Annotated in this window: 21 protein-coding genes and 1 tRNA gene; 5 read left to right on the top strand and 17 right to left on the bottom strand. The window is 72.6% G+C overall.

What is annotated here, in order from left to right:
- The first annotated feature begins 83 nt into the window (after nt 1-83).
- From ACZ45T_RS03890 to ACZ45T_RS03880, 3 genes are read left to right on the top strand one after another with little or no spacing between them, the layout of a single operon-like run.
- Complete coding sequence (locus ACZ45T_RS03890) at nt 84-542, top strand: hypothetical protein (protein ID WP_468437189.1); 459 nt, start codon at nt 84-86, stop codon at nt 540-542.
- 9 nt (nt 543-551) lie between these two features.
- On the top strand, nt 552-2,396 hold the full coding sequence (locus ACZ45T_RS03885) for an alpha/beta hydrolase (RefSeq protein WP_468437187.1): 1,845 nt from the start codon (nt 552-554) through the stop codon (nt 2,394-2,396).
- 31 nt (nt 2,397-2,427) lie between these two features.
- Nucleotides 2,428-2,916: a hypothetical protein gene (locus tag ACZ45T_RS03880; protein WP_468437185.1), complete on the top strand. Its 489-nt coding sequence runs from the start codon at nt 2,428-2,430 to the stop codon at nt 2,914-2,916.
- Between the two features lie 24 nt (nt 2,917-2,940).
- Here ACZ45T_RS03880 and ACZ45T_RS03875 read toward each other — a convergent pair whose 3' ends face one another.
- On the bottom strand, nt 2,941-4,803 hold the full coding sequence (locus ACZ45T_RS03875) for a TIR domain-containing protein (protein ID WP_468437183.1): 1,863 nt from the start codon (nt 4,801-4,803) through the stop codon (nt 2,941-2,943).
- A 132-nt stretch (nt 4,804-4,935) separates the two neighbouring features.
- On the opposite strand from ACZ45T_RS03875, the gene ACZ45T_RS03870 reads away from it, so the two are divergent.
- Complete coding sequence (locus ACZ45T_RS03870) at nt 4,936-5,142, top strand: hypothetical protein (RefSeq protein ID WP_468437181.1); 207 nt, start codon at nt 4,936-4,938, stop codon at nt 5,140-5,142.
- Between the two features lie 70 nt (nt 5,143-5,212).
- On the opposite strand, the gene ACZ45T_RS03865 is transcribed toward ACZ45T_RS03870, so the two are convergent.
- The 4 genes from ACZ45T_RS03865 to ACZ45T_RS03850 form a co-directional block, all read right to left on the bottom strand.
- Nucleotides 5,213-6,895, bottom strand: coding sequence for an AMP-binding protein (locus ACZ45T_RS03865; RefSeq protein WP_468437179.1), 1,683 nt, complete (start codon nt 6,893-6,895; stop codon nt 5,213-5,215).
- 39 nt (nt 6,896-6,934) lie between these two features.
- Entirely contained in the window at nt 6,935-7,528 is a 594-nt protein-coding gene (locus tag ACZ45T_RS03860) for a lytic polysaccharide monooxygenase auxiliary activity family 9 protein (RefSeq protein WP_468437997.1), read from the bottom strand.
- Nucleotides 7,529-7,769: 241 nt separating this feature from the next.
- Complete coding sequence (locus ACZ45T_RS03855) at nt 7,770-9,374, bottom strand: SPFH domain-containing protein (RefSeq protein ID WP_468437177.1); 1,605 nt, start codon at nt 9,372-9,374, stop codon at nt 7,770-7,772.
- Nucleotides 9,375-11,185: 1,811 nt separating this feature from the next.
- Nucleotides 11,186-12,649, bottom strand: coding sequence for a peptidoglycan-binding protein (locus ACZ45T_RS03850; protein WP_468437995.1), 1,464 nt, complete (start codon nt 12,647-12,649; stop codon nt 11,186-11,188).
- 227 nt (nt 12,650-12,876) lie between these two features.
- On the opposite strand from ACZ45T_RS03850, the gene ACZ45T_RS03845 reads away from it, so the two are divergent.
- A tRNA-Lys gene (locus ACZ45T_RS03845) sits at nt 12,877-12,950 on the top strand.
- Nucleotides 12,951-13,024: 74 nt separating this feature from the next.
- On the opposite strand, the gene ACZ45T_RS03840 is transcribed toward ACZ45T_RS03845, so the two are convergent.
- The 12 genes from ACZ45T_RS03840 to ACZ45T_RS03785 all read right to left on the bottom strand — a co-directional run bounded on the left by ACZ45T_RS03840 (nt 13,025) and on the right by ACZ45T_RS03785 (nt 24,866).
- Nucleotides 13,025-13,699, bottom strand: a complete 675-nt coding sequence (locus tag ACZ45T_RS03840) for a class F sortase (protein ID WP_468437175.1) — start codon at nt 13,697-13,699, stop codon at nt 13,025-13,027.
- Nucleotides 13,700-13,800: 101 nt separating this feature from the next.
- The gene (locus tag ACZ45T_RS03835; RefSeq protein WP_468437173.1) at nt 13,801-14,418 is read right to left on the bottom strand and encodes a hypothetical protein; all 618 of its coding nucleotides are present in this window, start codon (nt 14,416-14,418) and stop codon (nt 13,801-13,803) included.
- 158 nt (nt 14,419-14,576) lie between these two features.
- Nucleotides 14,577-15,356: an HAD-IIA family hydrolase gene (locus ACZ45T_RS03830; protein ID WP_468437171.1), complete on the bottom strand. Its 780-nt coding sequence runs from the start codon at nt 15,354-15,356 to the stop codon at nt 14,577-14,579.
- Nucleotides 15,357-15,523: 167 nt separating this feature from the next.
- A complete protein-coding gene (locus tag ACZ45T_RS03825; protein WP_468437169.1) occupies nt 15,524-17,071 on the bottom strand; it encodes an alkaline phosphatase family protein in 1,548 nt (515 codons plus the stop codon).
- Nucleotides 17,072-17,219: 148 nt separating this feature from the next.
- Nucleotides 17,220-18,293 carry a 2-aminoethylphosphonate ABC transporter substrate-binding protein gene (locus ACZ45T_RS03820; RefSeq protein ID WP_468437167.1) on the bottom strand — a complete coding sequence of 358 codons (1,074 nt, stop codon included), beginning with the start codon at nt 18,291-18,293 and terminating at the stop codon, nt 17,220-17,222.
- Between the two features lie 56 nt (nt 18,294-18,349).
- Nucleotides 18,350-19,147, bottom strand: a complete 798-nt coding sequence (locus ACZ45T_RS03815) for an ABC transporter permease (RefSeq protein ID WP_468437165.1) — start codon at nt 19,145-19,147, stop codon at nt 18,350-18,352.
- Nucleotides 19,134-20,009: a 2-aminoethylphosphonate ABC transporter permease subunit gene (locus ACZ45T_RS03810; RefSeq protein WP_468437993.1), complete on the bottom strand. Its 876-nt coding sequence runs from the start codon at nt 20,007-20,009 to the stop codon at nt 19,134-19,136. Before ACZ45T_RS03810 ends, ACZ45T_RS03815 begins: the two co-directional genes overlap by 14 nt.
- A 193-nt stretch (nt 20,010-20,202) precedes the next feature.
- On the bottom strand, nt 20,203-21,252 hold the full coding sequence (locus ACZ45T_RS03805; protein WP_468437163.1) for an ABC transporter ATP-binding protein: 1,050 nt from the start codon (nt 21,250-21,252) through the stop codon (nt 20,203-20,205).
- Nucleotides 21,249-21,944, bottom strand: a complete 696-nt coding sequence (locus tag ACZ45T_RS03800; RefSeq protein WP_468437161.1) for a phosphonatase-like hydrolase — start codon at nt 21,942-21,944, stop codon at nt 21,249-21,251. Before ACZ45T_RS03800 ends, ACZ45T_RS03805 begins: the two co-directional genes overlap by 4 nt.
- A gap of 5 nt (nt 21,945-21,949) precedes the next feature.
- Nucleotides 21,950-23,071 carry a TIGR03364 family FAD-dependent oxidoreductase gene (locus ACZ45T_RS03795; protein WP_468437159.1) on the bottom strand — a complete coding sequence of 374 codons (1,122 nt, stop codon included), beginning with the start codon at nt 23,069-23,071 and terminating at the stop codon, nt 21,950-21,952.
- Between the two features lie 148 nt (nt 23,072-23,219).
- Nucleotides 23,220-23,984 (bottom strand): GntR family transcriptional regulator, encoded by a 765-nt coding sequence (locus tag ACZ45T_RS03790; RefSeq protein WP_468437157.1) that lies wholly within the window; start codon nt 23,982-23,984, stop codon nt 23,220-23,222.
- 114 nt (nt 23,985-24,098) lie between these two features.
- The gene (locus tag ACZ45T_RS03785) at nt 24,099-24,866 is read right to left on the bottom strand and encodes a hypothetical protein (RefSeq protein ID WP_468437155.1); all 768 of its coding nucleotides are present in this window, start codon (nt 24,864-24,866) and stop codon (nt 24,099-24,101) included.
- Between the last annotated feature and the right edge of the window lie 252 nt (nt 24,867-25,118).

The following is a 25,118-nucleotide window of genomic DNA, read 5'->3' as shown; positions in this document are numbered from 1 at the left end:
ACGGGCCGGTCTCCGGCAGGGTGCGGGGGTGGGCCACGCTGCGGCCAGGTGCACGTCGGGGGCCACGGGGGAGGAGACCACGCATGGCGTGGGACGAGTGGGAACAGCTGAAGCAGGACGCCGCCCAGGGGCAGGGGCCGCAGATGCGGCTCAATTCGGCCCTGCCCGATGACGGGCCCGCTGGGGCGACGGAGACCGTCACCGGGGGCTATCAGTCCATCCAGAACGTGTGGAACAAGGCGGGTGAGGGCGTGGGAGGGCTGCGGGAAGGGCTGGGCAAGGCCCTGACCCAGCTGGATGACGGGCAGCAGGGGGCCGATGCCGCGGGGTGCCTGACCGCGGGGGCCCAGAAGGACGTGTACGGCTCCTGGTCCCGGTACCTCAGGAGCGTCGGTGAGCGCTGCGGCAGCATCAAGGAGACGCTGGAGCAGACCGGCCACCTCCTCCTCTCGAACGACGAAGCCGTCAAGGCCTCGTTCGCCGCCATCGACAGCCGGTACGCCGACACGCCCGCTGTCGGCGGCCAGGGTCCGGGGCGGTGACGGGCCGCCATGGATCTCGCGACGCTCAAGGCACTGCAGCCGTCCGAATTCGCGCAGGCGGCTGACGGCTACCGCGCGAGCAGCGACATGGCCTCCGCGGCCAAGGACCACATCGACAACGTCGTCGCGGCCAGCATGCGCGGTTCCCTCAAAGGGGAAGCCCGGGACGCCGCGCTCGCGGAGCTGAAGCAGCTGTCGGCCAACTTCCACTACGCGCAGATCGAGTGCGGGCTGGTGAGCACCGCGCTCAACGGGTTCGCCCACGACATGAACACGGCCCGCGGGAAGCTCCTGTCCGCGCTCGGCGACGCGGAGGCACTCAAGTGCACGGTCGGCGCCGACGGCAGCGTCACCTACCCGGCCGGACAGTCGCGCAACAGCGTCGAGCTGCCGCCCCCCGGCGGCACGGTCGCCGCCGGCGCGGAGCGCCGGGCCCCCGGTGCCCCGTCCGCCGTCCCCCCGTCCGCCCTCGCCCGCATGGGCGCCGACCCCAACCCCCACCGCGCCGAGGCGATCGCCCTCGCGGACCGCATCGCCGCCGCCCTCAAAGAGGCGACGGAGGCGGACGCCAAGTGGGAGCCGAGGATACGGGCGCTGAAGGCCGACGACGACCTCACCGTCTCCGCGCACGACCTCGCCGACGCCCAGTCGGACATGAAAGGCGTATCGGCGGCCGGCCTGAGCTACCTGGATTCCATCGGCGGGCCGCCGTACAACGCCACCCCCGTGCAGAACGCCGACTGGTGGAAGGGGCTCACCCCCCAGGAACGGGAGGCGTATCTCTCCCTCTACCCCGAGCTCGTGGGCAGGCTGGACGGCCTGCCCGCCGAGGTCAGGGACGAGGCCAACCGGATCGTGTTCGTCGAGAAGCAGGCCGAGTACCGGATCAGGCTGGACGCGATCCCGAAACCGCCCGCCAACGAGTGGACCATTGTGATGCACCTCAGAGGGGGCGCCGAAGTCCATACCGACGAATGGAACGACTGGGACCGGAAGTACGGCGACGACTACCGCCACCTCACCGGCTCCCTCCACGGCATGAAAGCCATCGGGGACCGTTTCGACATCACCGGAACCGAAGGGCTGCCCGAGGCGTACCTGCTCGGCTTCAGCCCCGACGGGCACGGGCGCGCCATCGTCGCCACCGGAAACCCGGACACGGCGCAGCACCAGGCGGTGTACGTGCCGGGAACGGGGTCCAACCTGGACGGCATCGGGGGCGGCATCGACCGGATGACCGATCTCTGGCGCCAGACCCACCAGTTGTCCCCGGGCGCCTCGGTGTCGACCATCACCTGGCTGGGCTACGACGCTCCGCAGGACCCCGTCAAGGACGCTCCCTTCGAGCACTACGCCTACGACGGCGCCCCGGCCTACCGCCAGTTCATGGACGGCCTCGACGCCTCCCACAGCGGCCCCGGGGAACCGCACCGGACGGCCATCGGTCACTCGTACGGCAGCACCCTCATCGGGGCCGCGGCAGAGAGGGGCGATCTCAACGCCGACGACGTGATCTTCGCCGGAAGCCCGGGGGTCAAGGTCGGTTCGGCCGAGCAGATGGACGTACCGAAGGGGCATGTGTGGAACGAGGAGGCCGACGGTGACGACGTGCCCGACATCGGCCGTTACGGTCACGGCGGCAGCCAGGGGAGGTACGGCGGCGGAATTTTCATCATCCCCAGCGACGACCTCTTCGGGGCGAACCAGATGAACACCGACGCCGAGGGCAGCGGCCCCGACGCAACCAAAAAAGTGAAAGACCACAGCGATTACTGGGACCCGGGCACGACCGCGCTGAACAACCAGGCGCGGGTCGTGATCGGCGCGTACCAAAGTGTCACCGCTCCCGAGTAGCGCGATGCTCCTTCTCTTCACCGGATGAGGCATGACTGACAACGACACCAGTAAGTCCCCGACCGGCACGACGGCCCCGCAGATCCCGTCCGCGGGCATTGCGGGCACCGAGCAGGCGGTCGCCGCCGTGAAGGCGATCTCCAGCCAGCTCTACGACTTCGTGGGGGTGCCCGGTAAGGCATCGGCGCCGGGGCCCGGCGTCCGGAAGTGCGCGGGCAAGGACCCGGAGACCTACTTCCGGGTCCACCATCCGTGGAACTTCCAGCCGACGTCCGGTGCCGACAACGACACCGCCATGGCGAACCTCAAGGAGAAGCTGAGCACGGGCGGCTGGGTGGTCAAGGACTCCTACCGCGACAACAGTGCCAACCAGAACCTCAACCTCATCGCGGACAACGACGCCAGGAGGGTGAGCGTCTGGGTCGTCGCGTACAGCAAGCACGCCACCCCGAGCCTCGGCATCGAGGTGGCGTCCGGCTGCTACCGGGTACCCGAGGGGCAGACGGTCGAACACTCCTGAGCCGAGAATCGGCCAAGACACCCCCTAGGGCCGGTGGCAGGGCGCTTTGACGTCCAAGCCCTTGAGGTAGCGGTCGTACTCGTTGTCGGGGAGCGGGTCGGATCCGACCTTGCACAGGACCTCGCGCCAGGCGGTGACGTCGATGGTGCGGCGCATGAGGGAACCGTCGGCGCCGAAGGTGAGGATCGAGCCGTCCGGGGCCGTGAACATCTGCACGGTGTCCTTCGCGCCGACGACCTGTATCTCCACCGCCCAGGTGCCGCGCGACTCTCCGGTTCCGGCGTCCCAGAACTGGAACGTGGCGTCCTTGCCGGTACCGACGACCTGGACGACGAAGCGCGAGTCGCGGTTGAACACCACGCTTCGCTGACCGTCCCGGACGGCGACCGCGCTGCTGAGGACGATGCGTCCGGAGGCCACGTCCAGGATGGAGATGCGGTTGTCGCCGTCGATGGTGGCGACCTTGTCACCGCTGTGGCTGACGGTGAGCTCGCCCTTCATGTCCTCCGCCGTCTTGCGCACCTGCTTGAGGCGGTTGCCCTTGGTCACGCGCAGCACCGTGACCTTCCGGTCCTCCTGGAGCACGAGGGTCTTGCGGTCCCCGCTGACGGACGAAGAGTCATAGGTCCCGGTGCCCGCCACCTCCTGGACGACCTTCCAGGTACGGGTGTCGGTCACCGATATGCCTTTGTTGCCCGCGCCCACCAGGTGGATTCCGTCGGGGAGGAAGAACAGCGGCACGTTCACCGGGCTGTCCACCACGGGCGAGCCGATCTGGGCTCCGGTCTTCGGGTCCCAGAGGGTCAGGGTGCCGGCCTTCTCCACCACCACTCTGGAGCCGTCCCCGTTGGCGATCACACCGTCCTTGGTGGTGTCGTCCCGGACGACGGGGATGCCGATGTGCCCGAGCCGCTGCACGCCCGCGTCGGTGACCGTCCAGAGGTCCGTACGGCCCTCCTTGCTCCGGAAGGCGAGCCTATGGTCGGGGGTGAGCTCCTCGGCCTTCAGCTGCGTGACCTCGCCCTGCATGTGCCGTGACGCCTCGCCGTTGGCCACCACCGCCCGTGCCAGGGCCTGCGCCGATTCTCCGGTCGGCTCGGTCGCGTAGGCGTACAGCGCGTACTGCGCGGCCCTGCGCGGGTCGGTGGACGCCATCTCCAACGCGCGGGCGGCGAGAGCCAGGGAGGCTGATGTGCGAGCGCGGGCCAGTGCCTCGTCGCGCTGCTGCCAGGTGAGGAAGCCGGCGATCAGGGCGGTCACCAGGAGGAGGGACAGAGCGGTGACAGCACCACGCAGCATGCGCAGCATGCACCGCGCCGCGCGGCGATGGCGGAGGTCCTCGCTGTCGATCTCGTCCTTGCTCTGGCCTCGGATTGGAGCGAGCAGGGCGGCCACGGCGTCACGAAGCGGGGCATCGCGTAAGGAGAACTGTTCGGCGGCGCGGACGGCGGTGAGGTCCACCCAGAAGGGTTCTTTGGCGAACTTGCCCCGCAGAACCTCCGGGAGGCAGGTCGTACGCGACCAGTCCCAGTCGTTGACGGACGGGTCCCAGGCGATGGCGCCGTCGCTGACCGCGATGAGGAACCGGTCCATGGGCCGGTGTTCGATCCAGAACTCGATCTCCTCGCGGACCCACCTCGACCGCGCCGCCGCGGGTGAGGCGACGTAGATGAAGTACCGGGAGTCGGACAACTCCTTGAGGATCGCCGCGCCGAGGTCACTGGTCGCCGCGAGGCTGGTGGTGTCGCGGAAGACATTGACGAGCTGGCGCCGGGCCCAAGGGCGCGCAAGGCGGTGCAGACCGCGCTGGAGCGCCTGGGCGAGCGGGACGTCCTGCTGATGGCTGTACGAGATGAAGGCGTCTCGCCTGTAGTGGCGTTCGCCCATGACCGCCCCCCGGCTTGGCTGGATACCCTGATGCGGTCGCGCCGAACTCGTAGGGTGCCATGGAGAGTTACGCGGAGCGACGGCAGGCCCCGTAGAAACTGCATGCCGAACTGACCGCCCGCATCTCCGTCGTTGAGCTCGGCGACGGCGAGGGCCTGCGGTGTCGATCCGGTCGCGCATGAGCGGCGCTGGGCACGGACGCCGGAGCTGCGGGCGGAGATCGAGGCCGTACGGCAGGTGCTTCTGTCGCTCGCGCAGGCACTGAACGAGGTGGCGGGGGTCGGTGACCTGATCACCGTACGGGTGCCACAGCAGACGGCGGCGGACACCCCCTCCTGACCCTTCAGCCCCGCCGGCGTTTGAGGCGCGGGGGTTCGGGGGCTGGCCCCCGCAGCGGCGCCGCAGCCGGCTAGCGGTCCAGGAGGTCCGACCGGCCGTGGGTCTCGTAGGCCGCCAGGAGGGTGGACAGGGCGGCCGCGTCCAGTTGCTCGTAGCCGCCCGAAGGGGTGCGGGACCAGACCGGGTCCGGGCAGCGGAAGCCGGCGCGGCGCAGCGAGACCCGGTGGATCTTGTTCGTCGCCGTGACCGGCATCGTCCCGACCAGCCGGACGTACCGCGGGGACATCTTCGTGCCCAGGTCCGGCTGCGCGGACAGGAAGGCGGCGAAGGCCGACGGGTCGAAGGCCGCGCCCTCCCGGAGGGAGACGGCTGCCATCACCTGGTCGCCCGCCACCTCGTCCGGGACCGCGTAGACCGCGACCGCCGCCGCGGCCGGCCAGCGGGCCAGGATGTTCTCGATCACCGCCGCGGCGAGGTTCTCGCTGTCGACCCGGAGGCGGTCGTCCGTGCGGCCCGCGAAGTAGAGGAAGCCCGCCGCGTCGCGGAAGAAGAGGTCTCCCGTCCAGTACCAGCCGTCCCGGGTGCGTTCGGCCTCCGCGTCCGGGTTGCGCCAGTAGCCCTCGAAGAGGCTGCGGCCCCGGTTGACCAGTTCGCCGATCGCGGCGGAGCCGTTGAGCAGGCGGCCCGCCGGGTCGAGCACCGCGGCCGGGCATTCCAGGCCCGTCCGCGGGTCGATCACCGCCAGGTCGTCGCCCTCCCCCGCCCGGCCCAGGGCGCCCGGCGGGGTGTCGGGGGTGCGCTGGACGGAGGCGCCGCCCTCGGTGGCCCCGTAGCCCTCCACCAGCCGGACCCCGAACCGCTCGGCGAAGCGCTCCGCGTCCACCGCCCCGGCCTCGGTGCCGAAGCCGAGCCGGAGGGAGTGCGTCCGGTCGTTCGGGCCCGGGGGCGTGGCCAGGAGGTATTGGACCGCCCGTCCGACGTAGGTGAAGTACGTGGCCCCGTACGCCCGTACGTCGTCCAGGAACGCGGAGGCCGAGAAGCGCCGGCGCAGCGCCACCGCGGCCCCGCCGGCGAGCGCCGGGAGCCAGTCGGCGATGACGGCGTTGCCGTGGAAGAGCGGCATGCAGATGTAGTGGACGTCGTCCGGGGTGACCTGGAAGCGGCGGGCCAGCGCGGAACCGGCCGCCGCGAGCCGGCCCTGGCTGCAGATGGCGGCCTTGGGGGCGCCGGTGGAGCCGGAGGTGAAGTAGAGGAGCAGCCGGTCGCCGGGGGCGGGCGGGCGCAGGGCGGCTTCGCCGGGCTTGGCGGCCGCGTAGGGGGCGAGGAGGGCCGCGTACTCCTCGGTGTCGGTGATCAGGATGCGTACGCCCGGCAGGTCGAGGCCGCGTAGGAGGGGCAGGTGGGCCTGTTCGGTGATCAGGATCCGGCAGTCGGTGTGCAGGATGTCGCGGGCCAGTTCGGGGCCGCGCCGGGTGGGGTTGATCCCGGCGACGGCGGCCCCGGCGAGGGCCGCCGCGCCGAGCCAGAACGGGAACTCGGGGGTGTTGTCGAGCAGGAGCCCGAGGTGCGGCTCGGCCCCCGGAGGCATGAGGTCGACGAGGAGCGCGGCGCGTGCGGCGGCCGCCTGGGCGGTCCGGTGGTGGCTGAGGACACCGCCGGCGTGCCTCAGCCCGGGCCGGTGGTCGCCCCATTGGCGCGCTATGAGCTCCGCGACGGTCTCGGGTTCGGTCGTCGGCGTCGTCGTCGTCCGCATGCCGCCCGAGGGTAGCTGACGTGACGTCAGAACTGAACGTCAGAACTGGACGTCGGAGCAGGCGTAGAAGGCCATCGGGGTGTCGTTGACGGTCCAGACGGCCAGGATCAGGTGCCGGCCGGTCTTGCCGCTCGGCATGGCTCCCTGGTGGACGGTGGTCATGGCGGGCCGGGCGCCGTTGTAGGCGACGGTGAGGAAGGGCTGGGGTTCGAGGTCGGCGCGGGTGAGGGCCTTGGTGCCGGTCCAGCCGTTCTTGGTGACGTAGTACTTGAAGTCGGTGGTGGAGTGGTTGGCGGTGAACTGCCACCGGAAGCCGTAGCTCTGACCGCTGGTCACCTTGGTGGTGGGCCAGGCGCCGCCGCGCGGATTGTCGAGCTCGGCGAACTGCGGGAGGCCCGCGGAACATATCTTGCCGTCTGCGGGGCCGGCGGCCGGGAAGCCCTTGTAGCCCTCGACGCTCTGCGGCTCCCACTGGATCGCGCCGCAGTCGGAGACGGTCTTGTTGGCGCAGAGCTTCTGGCGGCTGATGGGGGTGTCGGTGTAGCCGTGGCTGCTGGCGCTGGGGGCGCCGAGGAGGGTGATTCCGGCGACGAGGCCGAGGCCGAGCGCGGCGGCGCCGGCCCGTCTGGGCATGCGGACGTTACGCATGATGCTCCTTGAACGTGGGGGGAGTTCGGCGAGCGCGCACGTGCTGTGCGTGTACGTGTACGTGTACGTGTGCGTGTGCGTGTGCGTGTGCATGGACGTACACGTGTGGGGATTTAGGTCTAGACCAAGTCCCAGATTATTGACGGAAGTTGGCCATGTCCAGACCAATGAGAGAACGGGTGGTCCGGTCGATTCCGGCCACCCGTTCCCGTACGTCTCCTGGGTCCTATTCCGAGCGCCCGGTGTAGAAGGCGACCGTGAGGTCCTTCACCAGGGCCTTGCGCTCGTAGTCGTCGAGCTCCACGAGCCCGCGCGAGGTCAGCCGGTGGACGGTGTCGTCGACCGCGTCCACGATCGAGGTCAGCACGGTGTCCCGGTGCTTGGCGTCGATCGCCGCGATCCGGCGGCGGCGCATGGCCTCGGCCACCTCGGCGGCGTACTCGATCCGGGTCGGCTGGGCCGAGAACACCTCGATCCCGACGGCCTCGGTCTCGGCCGCCAGCATCCGGGTCAGCGCGTCGCCGACGGCCTCGGCGTCGCGCAGGGTCGGGGCGTCCTCGTGGAAGGCGTCGGCGGGGAGCTGGGACAGGACGCGGGCCATGGCCGATTCGACCTGCTCGGCGAGGTACTCCGTGTGGTCCGCGACGGCGAGGGTGGCCCTGGCGGTGTCCTTGACCTGCCAGACGACCTGGACGACGACCTGGAGGGCGAGGCCGCCGGAGTCCACGGCGGGCATGGGGTCGCTGCGCCAGTGCCGCAGGCGTACGTCGACCCGGCGGCGCAGGAGGAGGGGGCTGACCCAGGTCAGGCCGGTACGCCGGACCGTGCCCCGGTAGCGGCCGAAGAGGGTGAGCACCCAGGCGTGGCCGGTACGGGCGCGGCCGAGGCCGCCGAGTGCGACGAGGGCGACGATCCCGAGGAAGGCGAGCGGGGGCCAGTGGGTGGCGCGCAGGCCGTGGTAGGCGCGGGGGGCCGCGCCGAAGGCGGCCAGGAAGGGGTCGGGGACGGCCCCGGCCCGCCACAGCACTGCCGTGCATCCGGCGAGGGCGATCCCGCCGACGGCCACGCCGACCCAGCCGGGCAGTACGGGACCGCGGTGCTCCCGGAGCCGGCCGTCACCGCGGGGTACGCGGCGGCCGGGGGCGGGGCGGGGGGCCCGGGCGGGGACGGGCGCCGGCGGAGGCTTCGGCAGGGGCTTCGGCTCGCCACGGAACGGGAGGTGCACCGGGACCTCGGTGACGGCGGTCCCCCGCGGTGACGGCCGCAGGTGGGGAAGGTCCAGCGTGTCGTCCTCGGCCAGGCCGCGCGACACCGCCTGGGCGACGATCTCGGCGACGCCGGGCCCGGGCACGCGGTTCGCGTCCGCGGGTTCGGCAGCCGGGTCCTCGCCCTGCGGGTGCGCATCCGCAGGGCGTTCGGCTCCGTCGGTGTCCCTCCGGCGGAGGGGGGCGTCCCCGGCGCGGGCCTCCTCGTCCTGCGGGTGCCGAACGCCCGGCCAGGGCGAGGCGTGCATCGGCTCGGGCTCGGACTGACTCCGGGCGGCAGGGACTTCCGGCCCGAGCGGCGGCTCGTCGGCCCGGCCCGCCCGGGCGGCCGGCCGGGACTCCGCGTCCGGCTCCGCCGCCCAGGGCGAAGCCTGCCCGGCGGGCGCGCCCACCAGCACGGGCGCGCTGGGCTCAGCCGGTACGGGGTCGGGCGCGGGTCGATCCGGCTCGACCGCCTCACGCGGCGCGGCAAGCGGCACGACCTCGGCGGGGCGGGCGGGCGCTTGGGCGGCATGTGCAGGGGCGGGACCCGGGTCGGCGGGCCACTCCGCGCCGGCCAGGGGCACAGGGCCGGATTCGCCAAGCGCGGGACCGGCGGCCCGGCCGGACGGAACTTCGGCCCCGGCCGCAGCACCCGAACCCGCGGCCCGGGCCGGGCGGCCCGCATCCGCAGGAACGAGCCCCGGGGCGGAACCCGCCGCAGGCGCGGGCACGGCGGCCCAGCCGAACGAGGTCTCGGCAGCGCCCTGTTGACCCGGCTCGACCGCCTCGCGCGGCGCGGCAAGACCCACGACCTCGGCCGGGCGGGCCGCGGGAGCGGCATCCGAGCCAGGCCAGGTCACGGCCACCGGCTCCGCGTCCACGGCCCGGGCCGAGCGAGCCCCAGGCGCAGGCGCAGGATCCGTAGCCCGGGCCGAGCCCGCCACAGACGCAGGGGCGGCGGCCCAGCCGGGCGAGGCCACGGCAACCGGCTCCGCAGCCACGGGCCACTCCGGGCGGGCCGCCGGTGCAGGGGCAGGATCCGCAGCCCGGGCCGAGCCCGCCGCAGACGCAGGGTCGGCAGCCCGGACGGGTGAGGCCACGGCCACCGGCTCCGCATCCGCAGCCCACCCCGGGCGGGCCGCAGGCGCAGCGGCAGGATCCGTAGCGCGGGCCAAACTTGCCGCAGGCGCGGGGGCAGCGGCCCGGCCGGGCGAGGCCACGACCACCGGCTCCGCATCCGCGGGCCACTCCGGGCGGTCCGCAGGGGCGGGAGCCGGGTCCTCGGCCCACCGCGGGCGGCCCGCAGGCGCGGACGCGGCGGCCCAGCCGAACGAGGTCTCGGCAGCGACCTGTTGACCCGGCTCGACCGGTACGCCCGCCAGCGCCGACGAGACACCCGGCTCGACCGCCTCGCGCGGCGCGGCAAGACCCACGACCTCCGCGGGCGGAGCCCCGGGCGCAGGCACGGCCCCCGCATCCGCGGCCCACTCCAACCGGGCAGCACCGGCGGGGGCGGCGGCCCAGCCGGGCGAGGCCACGGCAACCGGCTCCGCATCCGCGGCCCACCCCGAGCCGACCGCGGGCGCAGCGGCGGAATCCGCAGCCCGGGCCGAGCCCGCCGCAGGCGCAGCGGCCCGGCCGGCCACGACCACCGGGTCGGTGGCCGCGGCCCACTCCGGGCGGGCCGCACGCGCAGGCGCGGGATCCGCAGCCCCGGTCAAGCCCCCCGCAGGTGCAGGGCCGGCGGCACGGCCGGGCGAGGCCACGGCCACCAGCTCCGCAGCCGCAGCCGCAGCCGCAGCCGCAGCCCACCCTGAGCCGGCCGCAGGCGAAGCAGAGGGATCCGCAGACCAGGCCGGGCCCCCCGCAGGCACCGGGGCATCGGCCCAGCCAGCCGAGACCAACCCCGAGCCCGCCGCAGGCGCAGCGGCGGGACCCGGAGCCCGGGCCGAGCCCCCCTCAGGAACAGGGGTGGCAGCCCGGCCGTGCGGGGCCACGGCCACCGGATCGGCGGCAGCGGCCCACCCCGAGCCCGCCACAGGCGCAGGTGCGGGATCCGTAGCGCGGGCCAAGCCCGCAAGCGCAGGGGCGGCAGCCCGGCCAGTGGAGTCCACGGCCACCGGATCGGCGGCGGCCCACCCTGGGCGAGCCGCAGGCGCAGACGCGGGATCCGTAGCGCGGGCCGAGCCCGCCGCAGGCGCAGACTCGGGATCCGCAGCCCGCGCCGAGCCCGCCGCAGGCGCAGGCGCAGCGGCCCGGCCGGCCACGGCCACCGGATCGGAGGCAGCAGCCCCGGCCGGACCCGCCGCAGGCGCGGGGGCTGATGTGGGGGGCGGTGGGATGTGGAGGGTGCCCGTGGTTGAGGTGGTGCGCGTGGGGAACATCGTTTCCTCCGTCATGCGAACAGCCGGCGCCAGGTTTCCGGGCCCGGGTAGCCGTTGGCCGAGGCGCCGCGCCAGCCCTGTGCCCGCTGGAAGGCCTCGACGCTGCGGCGGTCGGCCTCGCCCCAGCGGGGTCCGGGACCGGATGTGTAGTGCTTGCCGAAGCCCTTTTTGATCAGTTGGCGGCCCAGGGCCGTGATGGCCGGGTGCGACCGGCCCGGTCGGAACACCGCCGCCCCGGGATAGGCCCGTACACCGCCGGGGCCCGGCGCGGCTCCCACCGTCGGCGGGATGTCCATGCCCTGGCGCTCGACCAGCAGCCGCCAGGTGTGCGCGCCCGGGACGCCGTCCGCGTCCGCGCCCGTCCAGCCCTGCGCCTTCTGGAAGGCCTGGGTGGCCAGGCGGTCGGCGTCCGTCCAGGTGCGACTGGCCTGCCCCTTCGGGTAGAAGCGGTACGCGCCGCGCTCGATCAGCATCCGGCCCAGCTGGGCCACGTGGTCGTTCGAGGCGCCCGGGCCGAACTTGTCCGCGCCCGGGAAGACCGTCGCGTCCCCGGGCTTCGGGCCCGCCGGCGGCTCGACGGCCGGGGGCTGGGCCACCGGAGGCTGGGCTACCGGGGGCTGAGCCACCGGAGGCTGGGCCACCGGAGGCTGGGCCACCGGAGGCTGGGCCACCGGAGGCTGGGCTCCCGGGACCTCCGGGATTTCCGGGATTTCCGGGACGACCCCGCCCGTCACCCCGTTGAACCTGTACGGGACGTACTTCGCCGCGTTGCTCCAGTACCCGTACGGCGTGGCCAGCTTCCGCGTCGTCGGGCGCGTCTGCTCGTAGGCGACGTAGTGCGTGCGCGTCTCGTCGACCCAGCCGCCGAAGATGACCACGTGCGAGCCGTTGTTGGGGTCCGCCGGGTTGTGGAAGAGCAGCATGTCCCCCGGCAGCAGCTCCTCCTTGGTGATCTTGGTGGCGAATTTGTCGAGGCTGCCGGTCCACTCGTTCGTACCAAGGTTCCAGACCATGGAGACGTAGCCCGAGCAGTCCTGCCGGTAGCCGTCCGTCCAGTACGTGGACATGCTGTACGGGACCTTCACGTCCAGCCACAGCTTCGCCCGGTTGATGATCGTCGTGCGGTCGATCCGCTTCACGGCGGCAGGCTTGCCGGGGGCGCCCGGCTGCCCGACCGGGCTCGCCTTCGGGCCGTGCAGGGGGGTCTGGCCGCCCTGCGGGGAGCCGGGATCGTCCAGCGCCACCGGACCGGGCGCCGGGGTGGTCACCGCCACCGCGGCTCCGCCGCCACCGCCGAGGACCACTCCCGCGGCGGTGGCCAGGACCAGCGCCCGGCGGGCCCCGCGGGCCGCGGGATGACCCCCGTCGCGCAGCGGTATGGCCCGCGCCCGGGCGAGGGCGCGTCGGCGCTGCGCGCATCCCCGGCACACGCAGTCGCCCGCGGGCTCGTACTCCTCGAAGGCGGGCATCGGCATCTGCACATGCGTCGGAGGCTGCATCGTCATGCGGTTCCGTCCACTCCCCTGCTCGTCCCCTGCTCGTCCACTGGCCGACCGGGGCCACATCTGATAAAGCATCAGGTGTGGCACGGCGCAGACATATCGTGCACGATAACCACCTCAAACATGGGTTAATCGGACAAGGTGGGCGTGGCTGGTCACGAGCACCGGCAGAGGTGGGGTAGAGTTTTCTCTGTCAGCAGGCGCCGCTAGCTCAGTTGGTTAGAGCAGCTGACTCTTAATCAGCGGGTCCGGGGTTCGAGTCCCTGGCGGCGCACAGACGGAGGAAGCCCCTCGCAGCGAAAGCTGCGGGGGGCTTCTTCGTTCCCGGCCTGATCGACAAGACACCCCCTAGGCCGCCGTGCCCGGGCGGATGCCGACGCCCGTCAGGTAGGCGGAGACCACCACATTGGCCGTGTACTCCTTGGCCGCCTTGTCGTACGAGCCCCCGCAGGTCACCAGCCTCAGCTCGGCCCGGCCCTTGATCCGCTGGCCGTAGGCCTTGTGCGCGTCGAAAGCCGTGCGCTCGTAGACCCGTACGTCCTCGATGGTGAACTCGGCGACCGAGCCGTCCGCCCGCACCACCCGCACCTTGTCGCCCGGTTGCGCCGAGCTCAGGCCGTAGAACACGGCCGGCTTGGAGCGGGTGTCCACGTGCCCCACCATCAGCGCGGTCCCGGCGGTCCCCGGCTGGGCACCCTTGCCCCACCAGCCCACCGTGCCCGGGCTGTCGTACGGTGGCGGATCGATCGCGCCGTCCTTGTCCAGGCCCCGGGGGACCACCGGGGCCTGGATGCCTATGGAGGGCACGTCGACGCGCTGGGGCAGGGCCCCCGCGAGGGGGGCGTGCGCGGCCGGGAGCCCCGGGCCCACCACCCCGCCCGCCTGGCCGGCGACGGGGGCCGGCACCCCGGTGAGCTGGCGGCCCCACAGCCACAGGCCGAGCACCAGCACGGACCAGGCGGCGAAGGTCAGCAGCCGGCCGCCCGCCGAGGGCTTGCCCTCACTCATGCGCCACTCGCGCATTCACCGCTCGCTCATTCACGGCGCGCTCATTCACGACGCGGTCATTCACGGCGCGCTCATTCACCGGCCACTCACTCACCGCCCGCGCAATCACGGCTCGCTCATTCACCGCTGCGGCGGCGGCGCAGGGCCAGCGCCCGGCCCGCCACGGCCAGGGTGGCCACCGCGGCCAGGACGGCGCCGATCACCGTGTGCGGCAGGCTCGGGCCGTCGTCGCCGTGGTGCTTCTTGGCCGCCGCCGCGACGGCGGCCGGATCGGCCGCCGCGAGTTCGGCGGCCATGCCGCCGCCGCCCGCGTGGACCGGCCAGACCGGCGAGGGGTGGTGGCTCGGACGGTACTCGGAGATCTGGACGGAGCCGCTGACCTTCTCGTGGCCGTCGCACGTCACCCGGACGGAGTGCCAGCCGGGCGAGGCGTGCGAGCTGATCAACGCGTCGCCGTAGAGCGGGCTGCGGCCGCCGTCGCGGCCGTACAGGTCGACGTCCGCCACGAAGACGGAGGACTTGGCCGCACCCCTGGTGCCCTCGCACCCCTGGACGCGCAGCTTGACCTGCGCTCCGGGGTGAGCCGGGTTCGGGTCGACGGTGATGCTGCCGCGGTCGCCGCGGTCGCCGCGGTCCTCCTCGCCCGCGAGGGCGATGGGCGTGGTCACTGCGGAGAATGCCGTCAGGGCGACGGCCACCCCGGCGGCGCGGAGAGCGATCGGAACACTGCGCATGGTGAACCTCCTCGTCAAGGAGATTCACGCGCGGCGCGCCGCTCCGCATCCGGAACGGCGCCGTACGTGTCAGCCGTACGCCTCAAACGGGGTACGCCCCGTCGGCCGAACGCGCTGTCGGCCGAACGCGCCGGGCAGAACGCGCCGGGCCGGCCGCGTCAGACGAGGTCGACCAGATCCGCGATCGAGTCGACCGTCTTGGTCGGGCGGTACGGGAACTTCTCGGTGTCCTGCGCGCTGGTCAGGCCGGTGAGGACGAGGAAGGTCTGCATGCCCGCCTCCAGCCCGGCCAGTACGTCGGTGTCCATCCGGTCGCCGATCATCGCGCTGGTCTCCGAGTGCGCGCCGATGGCGTTCAGCCCGGTGCGCATCATCAGCGGGTTCGGCTTGCCGGCGAAGTACGGCTTCTTGCCGGTCGCCTTGGTGATCAGCGCGGCGACCGCGCCGGTGGCCGGGAGCGGGCCCTCGGTGGAGGGGCCGGTCTCGTCGGGGTTGGTGCAGATGAAGCGCGCGCCCGCGTTGATCAGGCGGACCGCCTTCGTCATCGCCTCGAAGCTGTACGTCCGGGTCTCGCCCAGGACCACGTAGTCGGGCTCGTGGTCGGTCAGGATGTAGCCGATGTCGTGCAGGGCGGTGGTCAGACCGGCCTCGCCGATGACGTACGCCGTGCCGCCGGGGCGCTGGTCGTCGAGGAACTTCGCGGTGGCCAGCGCGGAGGTCCAGATGTTCTCGACGGGGACGTCCAGGCCCATGCGGAACAGGCGGGCCTGAAGGTCGCGCGGGGTGTAGATCGAGTTGTTGGTCAGCACCAGGAAGGGCTTGCCGGACTCGCGCAGCCGCTTGATGAAGGCATCGGCACCGGGGATCGGGGTGCCCTCGTGGATGAGGACCCCGTCCATGTCGGTGAGCCAGGATTCGATCGGCTTGCGCTCTGCCACTGGATTGTTCTCCGCTCTCGGTGGCCGTGACCCTCTGACCTTGGCCGCTGGTCTGTACCACCCTATCGGGGCCGGACCGTGGACGCTTTTCCCGTCCACAGCCCGGACCACGAGGGCAGCGCGAGAACCACATTAGGACCGCGCGAGGACGGCGCGAAGGGCCTGGATCAGCCCAGTCGGACGTTGTCGACGGTCCAGTACCAGTTGTTGCTGCCGGTGTAGCGGAAGCGGATCTGGACGTCCGTGGCACCGGCCGGGACCTGGAGCGCGAGGGACTCGGCCTTGGCGACGGCGTCGGCGTCGGCGCTGTAGGACTTCACCACGGTCGGCGTGCCGCCGTTGTAGGAGACGAGGACCTGGGCGGTCTGCCCGGCCTCCTGGCGGTAGTGGGTCTGGAAGGTCAGACTCCGCGTGCTGCCGCCGGTGACGGCCCACTTGGGGGTGATCAGGGTGGAGTCGAAGCTGCCCGTGTGGCTCTTGTCGTCCCACTCGTCGGAGTCCGCGACGGCGAAGACGTCACGGGAGCGGACGTTCAGCTCGCGCCACTGGTCGCGCTGCGACTGGCTCCAGAACTCGTCGGTCGCGAAGGCCCAGCCGGCCCACTCGGCGACACCGCCCGTGCCCATCTTGGAGTTGTCGACGGACCAGCCCGCGGGCGGGGTGTGCGTGAAGCCCTTCACGCCGGCCGGGATGCCCGTCTCGTCCACGCGCGCCTGGAGGTTCGGGCGCAGGGTGTCGAAGGGGTCGTCGTCCGGGGCGCCCAGCGGGACGCCGTCCAGCCCGCCGGCGGGGACGCCGACCTGCTGGAGCGCGGTCGCGGCCACGTCGACGAGCTTCACGTCGTCCCGTACCGAACCGGCCGCGATGCCCGCGCCCTTGGCGATGACGAAGGTGCCGCGCTCCTGGATGGTCGAGCCGCCGTGGCCACCGGTGTTGGTGTGGCCGTGGTCGGTGGTGACCAGGACCTTCCAGTTCTCCTGGGCGTAGGTCGGGCGGTTCTGGACGGCGGTGAGCAGCTGGCCGACCAGTACGTCGACGCGGGCGATGGTGTCGAGGTACTGCTGGCTGGCGGCGCCGTAGGAGTGGCCGGCCGCGTCGATCTCGCCGAGGTAGACGAAGGCGGCGTCCGGGTTCTGGTCGCGCAGTTCGGCGGCGGCCGCGGCGGCGATCTTCGGGTCCTCGTTGCGGTAGCCGTCGCGGTCGCCCTTGAGGGAGAGGCGCTTGTCGACCTTGGCCGAGAAGATCGGTCCGTTCTGATCGGTGGAGGTGATGGGCTCCCAGTCGGCGGCCGCGTACGTGTTGAGCGCCGGCTTGGCGGTCTCGATGCGGGTGAGGAAGTCCGGGTAGGCCGTGTAGTTCTTGCCGGTGAAGGAGTTGTCCTTCACCCCGTGCTTGTCGGGCCAGACACCGGTGGCGATGGTGGACCAGCCGGGGCCGGAGGAGGTGGCGGCCATCGGGTTCGCGTACAGGGTGCTGCGGGCGGTCAGGCCCTGGGCCATCAGGCCGTTCAGGTGCGGGGCGTTGGCGGCTTTGACGCGGTCGAGGACCGTGCCGTCGATGCCGATGACGAGCACCTTGTCGGTGTTGGCGACGGCGACGGCGACCGCGTCGGCGGCGCCGGCGGGGGTGGGGGTGGCCGCGATGGCCGCGGCGATCAGGGCGGTGGCGGTGGCGGTCACGGCGATGACGCGGCGTCCGGGCAGGACAGGGGACACGTACTCCTCCTGGGAGCAAGTGAGCGGCGAAAGGTGCGGGAACATGAGCGGTGGCATGCGCCGGGTCCGGACCGAAGGTGCGGTCTTCGGTCCAGACCCGTTATGCAAGCGTCATGGTCCTGGTCGCGGGTGGCCAGGAAGTAACCGGTCAGCTTCCGGTTGCCGACTTCCACGCGTCGACGTAGCCCGTGAGGTTCTTGTCGATGTCGGCCCAGTCCGGTTCGAAGATCTCGACGCCCGTCATGATCTTGGTGAGCTCGACGGCGTTGGCGTCCGTCGCCTTGACGTCGGTGCGCGCCGGGAAGCCGCCGCCGACCTCGCTGACCAGCTTCTGGGCGTCCTCGCTCAGCAGGTGGTCCAGTAGCTTCTTGCCGTTCTCGGAGTGCGGGGCCTTGGCGACCAGGCCGGCCGCGTACGGCAGGGCGAAGGTGGTGGGCCTGCCGCCGTCCTTGGCCGGGAACCAGATGCCCAGGTTCGGCATGGACTTGGACTGCGCGAAGTTCATCTGAACGTCACCGTTGGCCACGAGCAGCTCGCCCTTGTCCGTCTTCGGCGCGAGCTTGCTGGTGGAGGAGGACGGGCCGACGTTGTTGGCCTGGAGCTCCTTCAGGTACTCCATCGCGGGCTCCTTGCCGCCGAAGTCGTGCATCGACTTGATGAGGACGGCGGTGCCGTCGCCCGCGACGCCGGGGGTGGAGTACTGGAGCTTGCCCTTGTACTTGGCGTCCAGCAGCTCCTCCCAGGTCTTGGGGGCCTGGGCGAGCTCCTTCTTGTTGTAGACGAAGCCGAAGTAGTTGTTGACGACCGAGGTCCACTTGCCGTCGGCGGCCTTGTCCCCGCCGTTGACCTTGTCGGAGCCCTGCGGCTCGTAGGCCTGGAGCAGGCCCTTGCCGTCGGCCTGCTGGATGAAGGGCGGCAGGGTGATCAGTACGTCGGCCTGGGTGTTGGTCTTCTCGCGGACGGCGCGCTGCACCATCTCGCCCGAGCCGCCCTCGACGTACTTGACCTCGATTCCGGTCTTCTTGGTGAAGTCGGCGAAGACCTTGTCGTACCAGCCGTCGCCCTTCTCGCTCTTGAGGCCGTCGGCGCTGTAGACGGTGACGACCTTCTCGCCGCCCTTGGAGTCGGCGGCGGGCGAGCCGCCGCAGGCGGTGAGGGAGGCGGCGAGGGCGAGGCTGCCGGTGACGGCGGCGGTGGCGCGGAGCAGGGGCGTGCTGGGCATGGAACTTCCTCACGGGGAAAGGGAGTCAGCGGGGTACGGGGGCCCGGCACCGGGGATCAGCGGTACGAGGCCTTGGTGCGGATGCGGGAGACCGCCAGGAGGACCAGCAGGGTGGCGGCCATCAGGACCACGGCGACGGCGGAGCCGCTGAAGAGCGAACCGCGGTCGGTGGCGCTGAAGATGCGGACCGGGAGGGGCATCCAGTCCGGCGGGTAGAGCATCATCGTGGCGCTCAACTCGCCCATGGACAGGGCGAAGCAGAGCCCGGCCGCCGCGGTGAGCGACGGCAGCAGGAGGGGGAGCCTGACCCGCCACAGGACGTACGCGGGACGGGCGCCCAGGGAGGCCGCCGCCTGCTCGTACGCGGGGTCGAGCCGTACGATCGCGGCCGAAACCGACTGGTGGGCGAACGCCGTGACAAGGATCGTGTGCGCCAGGACGACGATCGAGCCGGTGCCGTTGAGCAGGACGGGCGGCCGGCTGAAGGCGACGAGCACGGCGAGGCCGACGACCACGGACGGCACGGCGACGGGCAGCATGAACAGCGCGTCCAGGGACCGCCTTCCGCGCTTCTTCAGCCCGGCGGCGGCCAGCGCGGCCCAGGTGCCGACGGTGAGCGCGAGCAGGCTCGCGGCGAGGGCGGTGACCAGGGACGTGGTCAGGGCCTGGAGGGATTCGCCGCGTACCGCGGAGGCGTAGTTCTCCGTCGTGGGACCGGAGGGGAAGGCGCCGGACCAGTGGGTGGAGAAGGAAGCCGCGACCACGACGAGCAGGGGCAGGGCGAAGAGGGGCAGGAAGAGCAGGCCGAAGAGGCCCCAGGCGGCCCAGCGGCCGGACTTGCTATGCACCAGCACGCTTGCTCACCACCCGGTAGAGGCCGAACAGGCCGACGGAGATCGCGATGTTGACGACGGCGACGACGCAGGCGGCCGAGTAGTCGGATTCGAGGATCGCCTTGCCGTAGATGAGCATCGGGAGGGTCGTGACGTCCTTGGCTCCGGTGAACAGGACGATCCCGAACTCGTTGAGGCACATGACGAGGACGAGGCTGCCGCCGGCGGCGAGCGCCGGGAGGGCCTCGGGGAGGATCACCCGCCGGATGATCCGGGCGGGCCGGGCGCCGAGGCTGGAGGCGACCTCCAGCTGGGCGGTGTCCAGCTGGGAGAAGGCGGCGAGCAGAGGGCGCATCACGAAGGGCGTGAAGTACGTGATCTCCGCGAGGAGAACGCCCCAGGGGGTGGTGAGGAAGTGGAAGGGTCCCTCCGCGTCGCCGGTGAGGTCGGTCCATGCCCCGTTCGCCATGCCCACGGTCCCGTAGATGAACAGCAGCGCGAGGGTGATGAGGAAGGAGGGGAAGGAGAGGAAGACGTCGATGAACTTCGCGACGGCACGGGCCCCGGGGAAGGGCACGAAGGCGATGATCAGCGCGAGCACGAAGCCGAGGACGAGACAGCCGGCGGTGGCGCCGACGGCCAGCCAGACGGTGGTCCCGAGGGCCTCGCGGAAGCTCTGCGAGGCGAAGACGGAGGCATAGGCGTCGAAGGCCCCGCCGCCGTTCTCGGGGGTGAGGGACTGCCGGACGACCAGCGCGAGCGGGTAGAGGAACACCAGCCCGAGCACGACCACGGGCGGCAACGCCCACACACTGCGCGGCAGCCGTCTCCCCTGCGGGGTTGCTTCGACCCGCGCTGCTCCGTGCGGCTCCGCCGCGCCGATTCCAGCCTCGCCGGCGTGTGAGGCGCGGGGTCCGGGGCGCAGCCCCGGGTCTCTCAGCCCCGCCGCACCATCCAGCCCCGCCGCACCATCCAGCCCCGCCGGCGTTTGAGGCGCGGGGTCCGGGGCGGAGCCCCGAGCCTCCCCGGAGGGGGGCCCACCGGCAGCCGGAACGGCGGCGGCTCGCCGCGAGGCGTCAGGCATCCGACACCCCTGCGGCCAGCAGCACCGCGTCCCGCGGTTCGAAGTGCAGCGTGACCCGGTCCCCCAACGCCGGAGTCTCCCGCAGCTCGGGGAGGTCCGCCTTCACCCGGTGGCCGTCGACGTCGACGTACAGCCGGTGCGTCGACCCGCGCCACTGGACCTCGGCGATGGTGCCGCTCAGTGCGTTCGGGCCGTCCCCGAGGCCGAGCAGGTGCGGCCGTACGCACAGGGTGGCCGTGGAGCCCGGCGCCGCGCGGCCGCGGTCGAGGGCCAGCGCGCGGCCCTCGAAGACGGCGCCCTCCTCGGCCACCGTCACCGGCAGCAGGTTCGCGTTGCCGACGAACGACGCGGTGAACTCGGTGCGCGGGGCCCGGTAGAGCTCCTGCGGGGTCCCGCAGTCCTGGAGCCGGGCCTTGTCCATGACGGCGATCCGGTCGGCCAGGGTCAGCGCCTCCACCTGGTCGTGCGTGACGTACAGGATGGACACCTCCGGCAACTCGCGGTGCAGCCGGGCCAGTTCCGCCAGCATCCCGGAGCGCAGCTGCGCGTCGAGGGCCGAGAGGGGCTCGTCCAGCAGCAGCACGCCGGGGCGGATCGCGAGGGCGCGGGCGATGGCCACGCGCTGCTGCTGGCCACCGGAGAGCTCGCGGGGGTAGCGCTTGGCATAGGCGGCCATGCCCGTCAGTTCCAGGGCCTCGGCGACCCGGCCGGGGATCTCAGCCTTGGGCGCCTTCCGGGCCTTGAGGCCGAAGGCCACGTTGTCCTCGACCCGCATGTGCGGGAAGAGCGCGTACTGCTGGACGACCATGCCGATGCCGCGCTTGTGCGGCGGGAGCGCGGTGACGTCCTGCCCGCCGATCAGCACCCGGCCCGCGACGGGCCGTACGAAACCGGCGACCGCGCGCAGCGCCGTGGTCTTGCCCGAACCGGAGGGGCCGAGCAGCGCCATCACCTCGCCCTGTTCGACGGTGAGGTCGAGGGAGTCCAGGACGGTGTTGCCGTCGTAGGCGACGCTGACCCCGTCGAAGCGGATGCCGCTCACGCCGACTCCTCCAGGAGCGCCGGGAGTTCGGCGACGGAGCCGAGGACGTGCGTCGCACCGTGTTCGGTGAGCGCCGCGCGGTCGTGGGCGCCGGTCAGGACGCCCGCCACGATCCCGGCGCCGGCGCGCCGGCCGCTGAGCATGTCGTACGCGGTGTCGCCGGCGACCACGACGTCGCGTACGTCGGCCACGGCGCCGGTCCGCAGGAACGCGGTCAGCACCATGTCCGGGTAGGGCCGGCCGCGGCCGCCCGCGTCGGCGGGGCACAGGGTGACGTCGGCGAGGTCCTGCCAGCCGAGGGCGCCGAGGATGGTGTCCTGGGTGACCCGGGCGAAACCGGTGGTCAGGGCGACGGTGCGGCCGTCGGCGCGGAGCTTCTCGATGGCGGCGCGGGCGCCGGGGACCGGGGCGACGAGGCCGCCGTCGACGAGCTCCCCGTACGCCTCCTCGAAGGCGGAGTTGGCGCGCTGGGCGAGCTCCTCCGTGCCGAAGAGGTGGCGGAAGACGGAGATCTTGGACTCGCCCATGGTGTCGAGGACGTACTGGAGCTTCTCGGCGTGGTCGGGGGTGCCCGGCTCGACGCCGAGGTGCTCGGCGGCGCGCTCGAAGGCGCGCTCGACGAGGCCGCCGTCGGTGACGGTGGTGCCGGCCATGTCGAGGACGATCAGCTTCTTGCCGCTGCTTTCGGTCATGTGACTTACCAGCCCAGTTCGTTCGCGGTGGTCTCGGCTATGGCGGGCGAGCAGGTCATGCCGCGCCCGCCGGGTCCGGTCACCAGCCAGACGCCGTCGGCCACCTGCTGGCGGTGGACGACGCGGGTGGTGTCGGTGCACTGCGCGTACACGCCCGCCCAGCGGCGGTGGATCTTCGGCAGCGGGCGGCCCAGGAAGGCCTCGACCACCCCGGTGAGGTGCTCGTAGGGGTCCTCGAGGGTGTCGAAGGCGAAGGGGTGCTCGTACTCGTGGGTGTCGCCGATGGTCAGTCCGCCGTCCTGCCGCTGGACCATCAGCAGCTGCATCTTGTGTGCGGCGGCGATGGGCGCCTGCTCCTGCTCGGCGCCCAGCGCATCGAGCGCGGGGGACGTGTAGGCGGGGTAGTAGCGGAAGCTGTCGGCGTCCGCGACCGAGGTGGTCAGCCGCTCGCCGAGCGGGGCGGTCTGCATCATCTGGAGCCGTACGCGGCGCACGGGCAGGTCGGGGACCAGTTCGCGGACCAGGCCGGACAGCCAGGCGCCGGTGGCGAGGACGACCGCGTCGCCGCGGTGGACGTCGCCGTGGTCGTCGCGGACGGCGGCCGCGCCGACGACCTCGCGGACCTCGCGGCCGGCGAGGAAGGTGTAGCGGCCGCTGGCGCGCAGGGCCTCGCGGAGGTGGAGCTGCGCGGTGCGCGGCTCGACGGCCGCGTCGCGCTCGCACCACAGGGCGGCCTCGAAGGCGCCGCGCAGGGCAGGGTTCAGCTCCCGTGCCCGCTCGGCGGTGACCAGCTCGTAGCCGCGGGCGGCGGCGTCGGAGCGGGCCACGGCCGCCTCGGCGACGGCGTACTCGCCGGGGGTGCGCACGGGGGTGAGGGAGCCGATCGCGCGGAAGCCCAGGCCGGGCACCTCCGCGCCGATCCGCTCCCAGAGCTCGCGGGCCCGCAGGGCGGTGTCGAGCTCCTCGCCCCCGGCCCGTCCGCTGACCCAGATCTGGCCGAAATTACGCAGGGACGCGCCGCGGGCCTCCGCTTCTCGCTCGATCTGGACGACCTCGTGGCCGCGTTGGACTGCTTGCCAGGCGTGCATGGTGCCGACCACGCCGCCTCCGACGACTATGACTCTCACGGCGTCCACGGTGGGCGGGGCCGGTGACCCGGGAGGATCAGTGCGGCAACGCGCCGGTGAACAGCCCCCGACGCTTGGACCAGACCCGTTACCATTCCGTGATGCGTGGATGCCCCTTTAGGTCACTTCCATGCGGATTCGCGCGGGACTATTCGGCGCGCAGGCGGGTCGTGAAGCTGAACCGATCACCACGGTAGAGCGAACGCACCCGCTCCAGGGGCCGGCCGTCCTGGTCCCGCGAGAAGCGGTGGATGAGCAGCATGGGGAGAGCGGGCGGGGTGCCGATCAACAGGGCTTCGCGGGGGGTCGCGAGGACCGTCTCCAGCTTCTCGTCGGCGTCGCCGAAGGAGATGCCGAGGCTGTCGCGGAGGTATCCGTAGAAGGAGGAGTCCGGCTGGAAATCGCTGTCCAGGCGGGGTGCGCGGGCCACGCGGATGTACGTGCTCTCCAGGCCGACGCGCTCGTCGTCGGCGAGCAGGACCCGCTCCAGGTGCCAGACGGGCTCGCCGGGCTCGGCGCCGATGCCGGGGGCGAGGTCGGGCGGGCAGGGGAACTGCTCCAGGCCGATCAGGTTCCGGCCCGGCGTACGGCCCTGGCGGCGCACTCCCTCGGTGTAGCTCGCCAGGGAGAGCGGCTGCTCCAGCTTCGGGCCGGCGACGACGGTCCCCCGCCCGGAGCGGCGCAGCCGGCCCTCCAGCAGCAGCTCGCGCAGGGCCTGGCGGACGGTCTCGCGGGACACCTCGTACCGCTCGGCGAGATCACGCTCGGTGGGCAGCAGGCCGCCCTCGCCGAGCTCGTCGAGGAGCCCGGCGATCCGGGCCTTGACGGCGTAGTACTTGGGGATGCGGCCGTGCTCGGGAATGCCGGAGCGGACGGGTGAGCCGGGGCGGTGGCTCTGGATCTGTTCTTCCACGGAGGGACTCTATGCGGGCGAAATGAACGGGCCTCGGCGCGCGCGGTCGTACGTGACCTGGTACGCGCCCTCGTACGCGGCCCCGTACGGGGATCAGCGCGGGATGCGCGGGGATCAGCGCGGGGTGCGCGGGGTGGTGCGCAGCCGCCGGGCCCCCAGCAGCAGCCCGCCGCCGGCGGCGACCGCGACCACGGCGCCGGCCCCCGCGCCGGCCCCGTACGCCCACGCGCGGGGGCCGGTGTGGGCGAGGGAGCCCGCTTCGCCGGAATCCTCCGGCCCCTCGACGGAGAAGCGGTAGCCGCCGGCCTCGCCGATCCAGTCGCCGTCGTCGCCCTTGCGCTGGACGAGGGCGGCGTCGGCGAGGACCTCGCCGGTGGGGGCGTCGGGGGCGAAGGCGAGGCCGACCCTGACGGTCAGGGACGCTCCGGCGCCGACGGTGAATCCGGGGAAGGCGTCTCCGCCGTCGAAGACGGCGATGATCTCGTCGCGGTCGCTGCGCTCCAGGCTGGCGGGGAAGGTGCCGCCCGGGGCGTCGAACTCCATCCGCAGGTGGGCGGGGCGCAGGGCGCGGGCCTTGTCGGTGAAGACGACGACGGGGTGGATGGCCGTGCACTGGGACCCGGTGGTGTTGGTCAGGTCCAGGTACCAGGTCTGCGGCCCGCCGCCGGTCCGGTACACGGCCGGGCCGCCCCGGATGCGCGCGCCGATCGGGAAGGCGGTGCTCTTCCCGTCGCCGCAGGTGGCCTGCACGCGGGACGGCAGCGCGGGCGCGGGACGGGCTCCGCCGCCGGTACCGACGTCCGCTCCGGCGGTGGGTGCGGTGGTGGCGACCAGGGCGGCGGAAAGTACGGCGGTGAGGGCAAGGGCTTTGCGCAGTCGCATGGAAGACCTTCGCTGCTCGCCGGACGGGACGATGGTCGGACCAGGTGACAATCACCCCGGCCCAGCCCGCACGCTGCCACGCCACCCCGCACCCGCACCGGGCACCACGCCTGAGTCACCCCGGTTTACGCCCGAACAGCGCACGGGGTCAACCCCGACCGGCCCCACCGGCCCAATCAGCCCCGCGGGCCCAATCAGCCCCGCAGGCCCAATCCAGACCCGCCAGCCCAATCCAGCCCCGCCGGCGTTTGA

The sequence above is a fragment of the Streptomyces sp. NPDC030995 genome (assembly GCF_055571215.1).
Note: the sequence above shows the minus strand (reverse complement) of the source record. Positions and strands in the feature narration are given on the sequence as shown.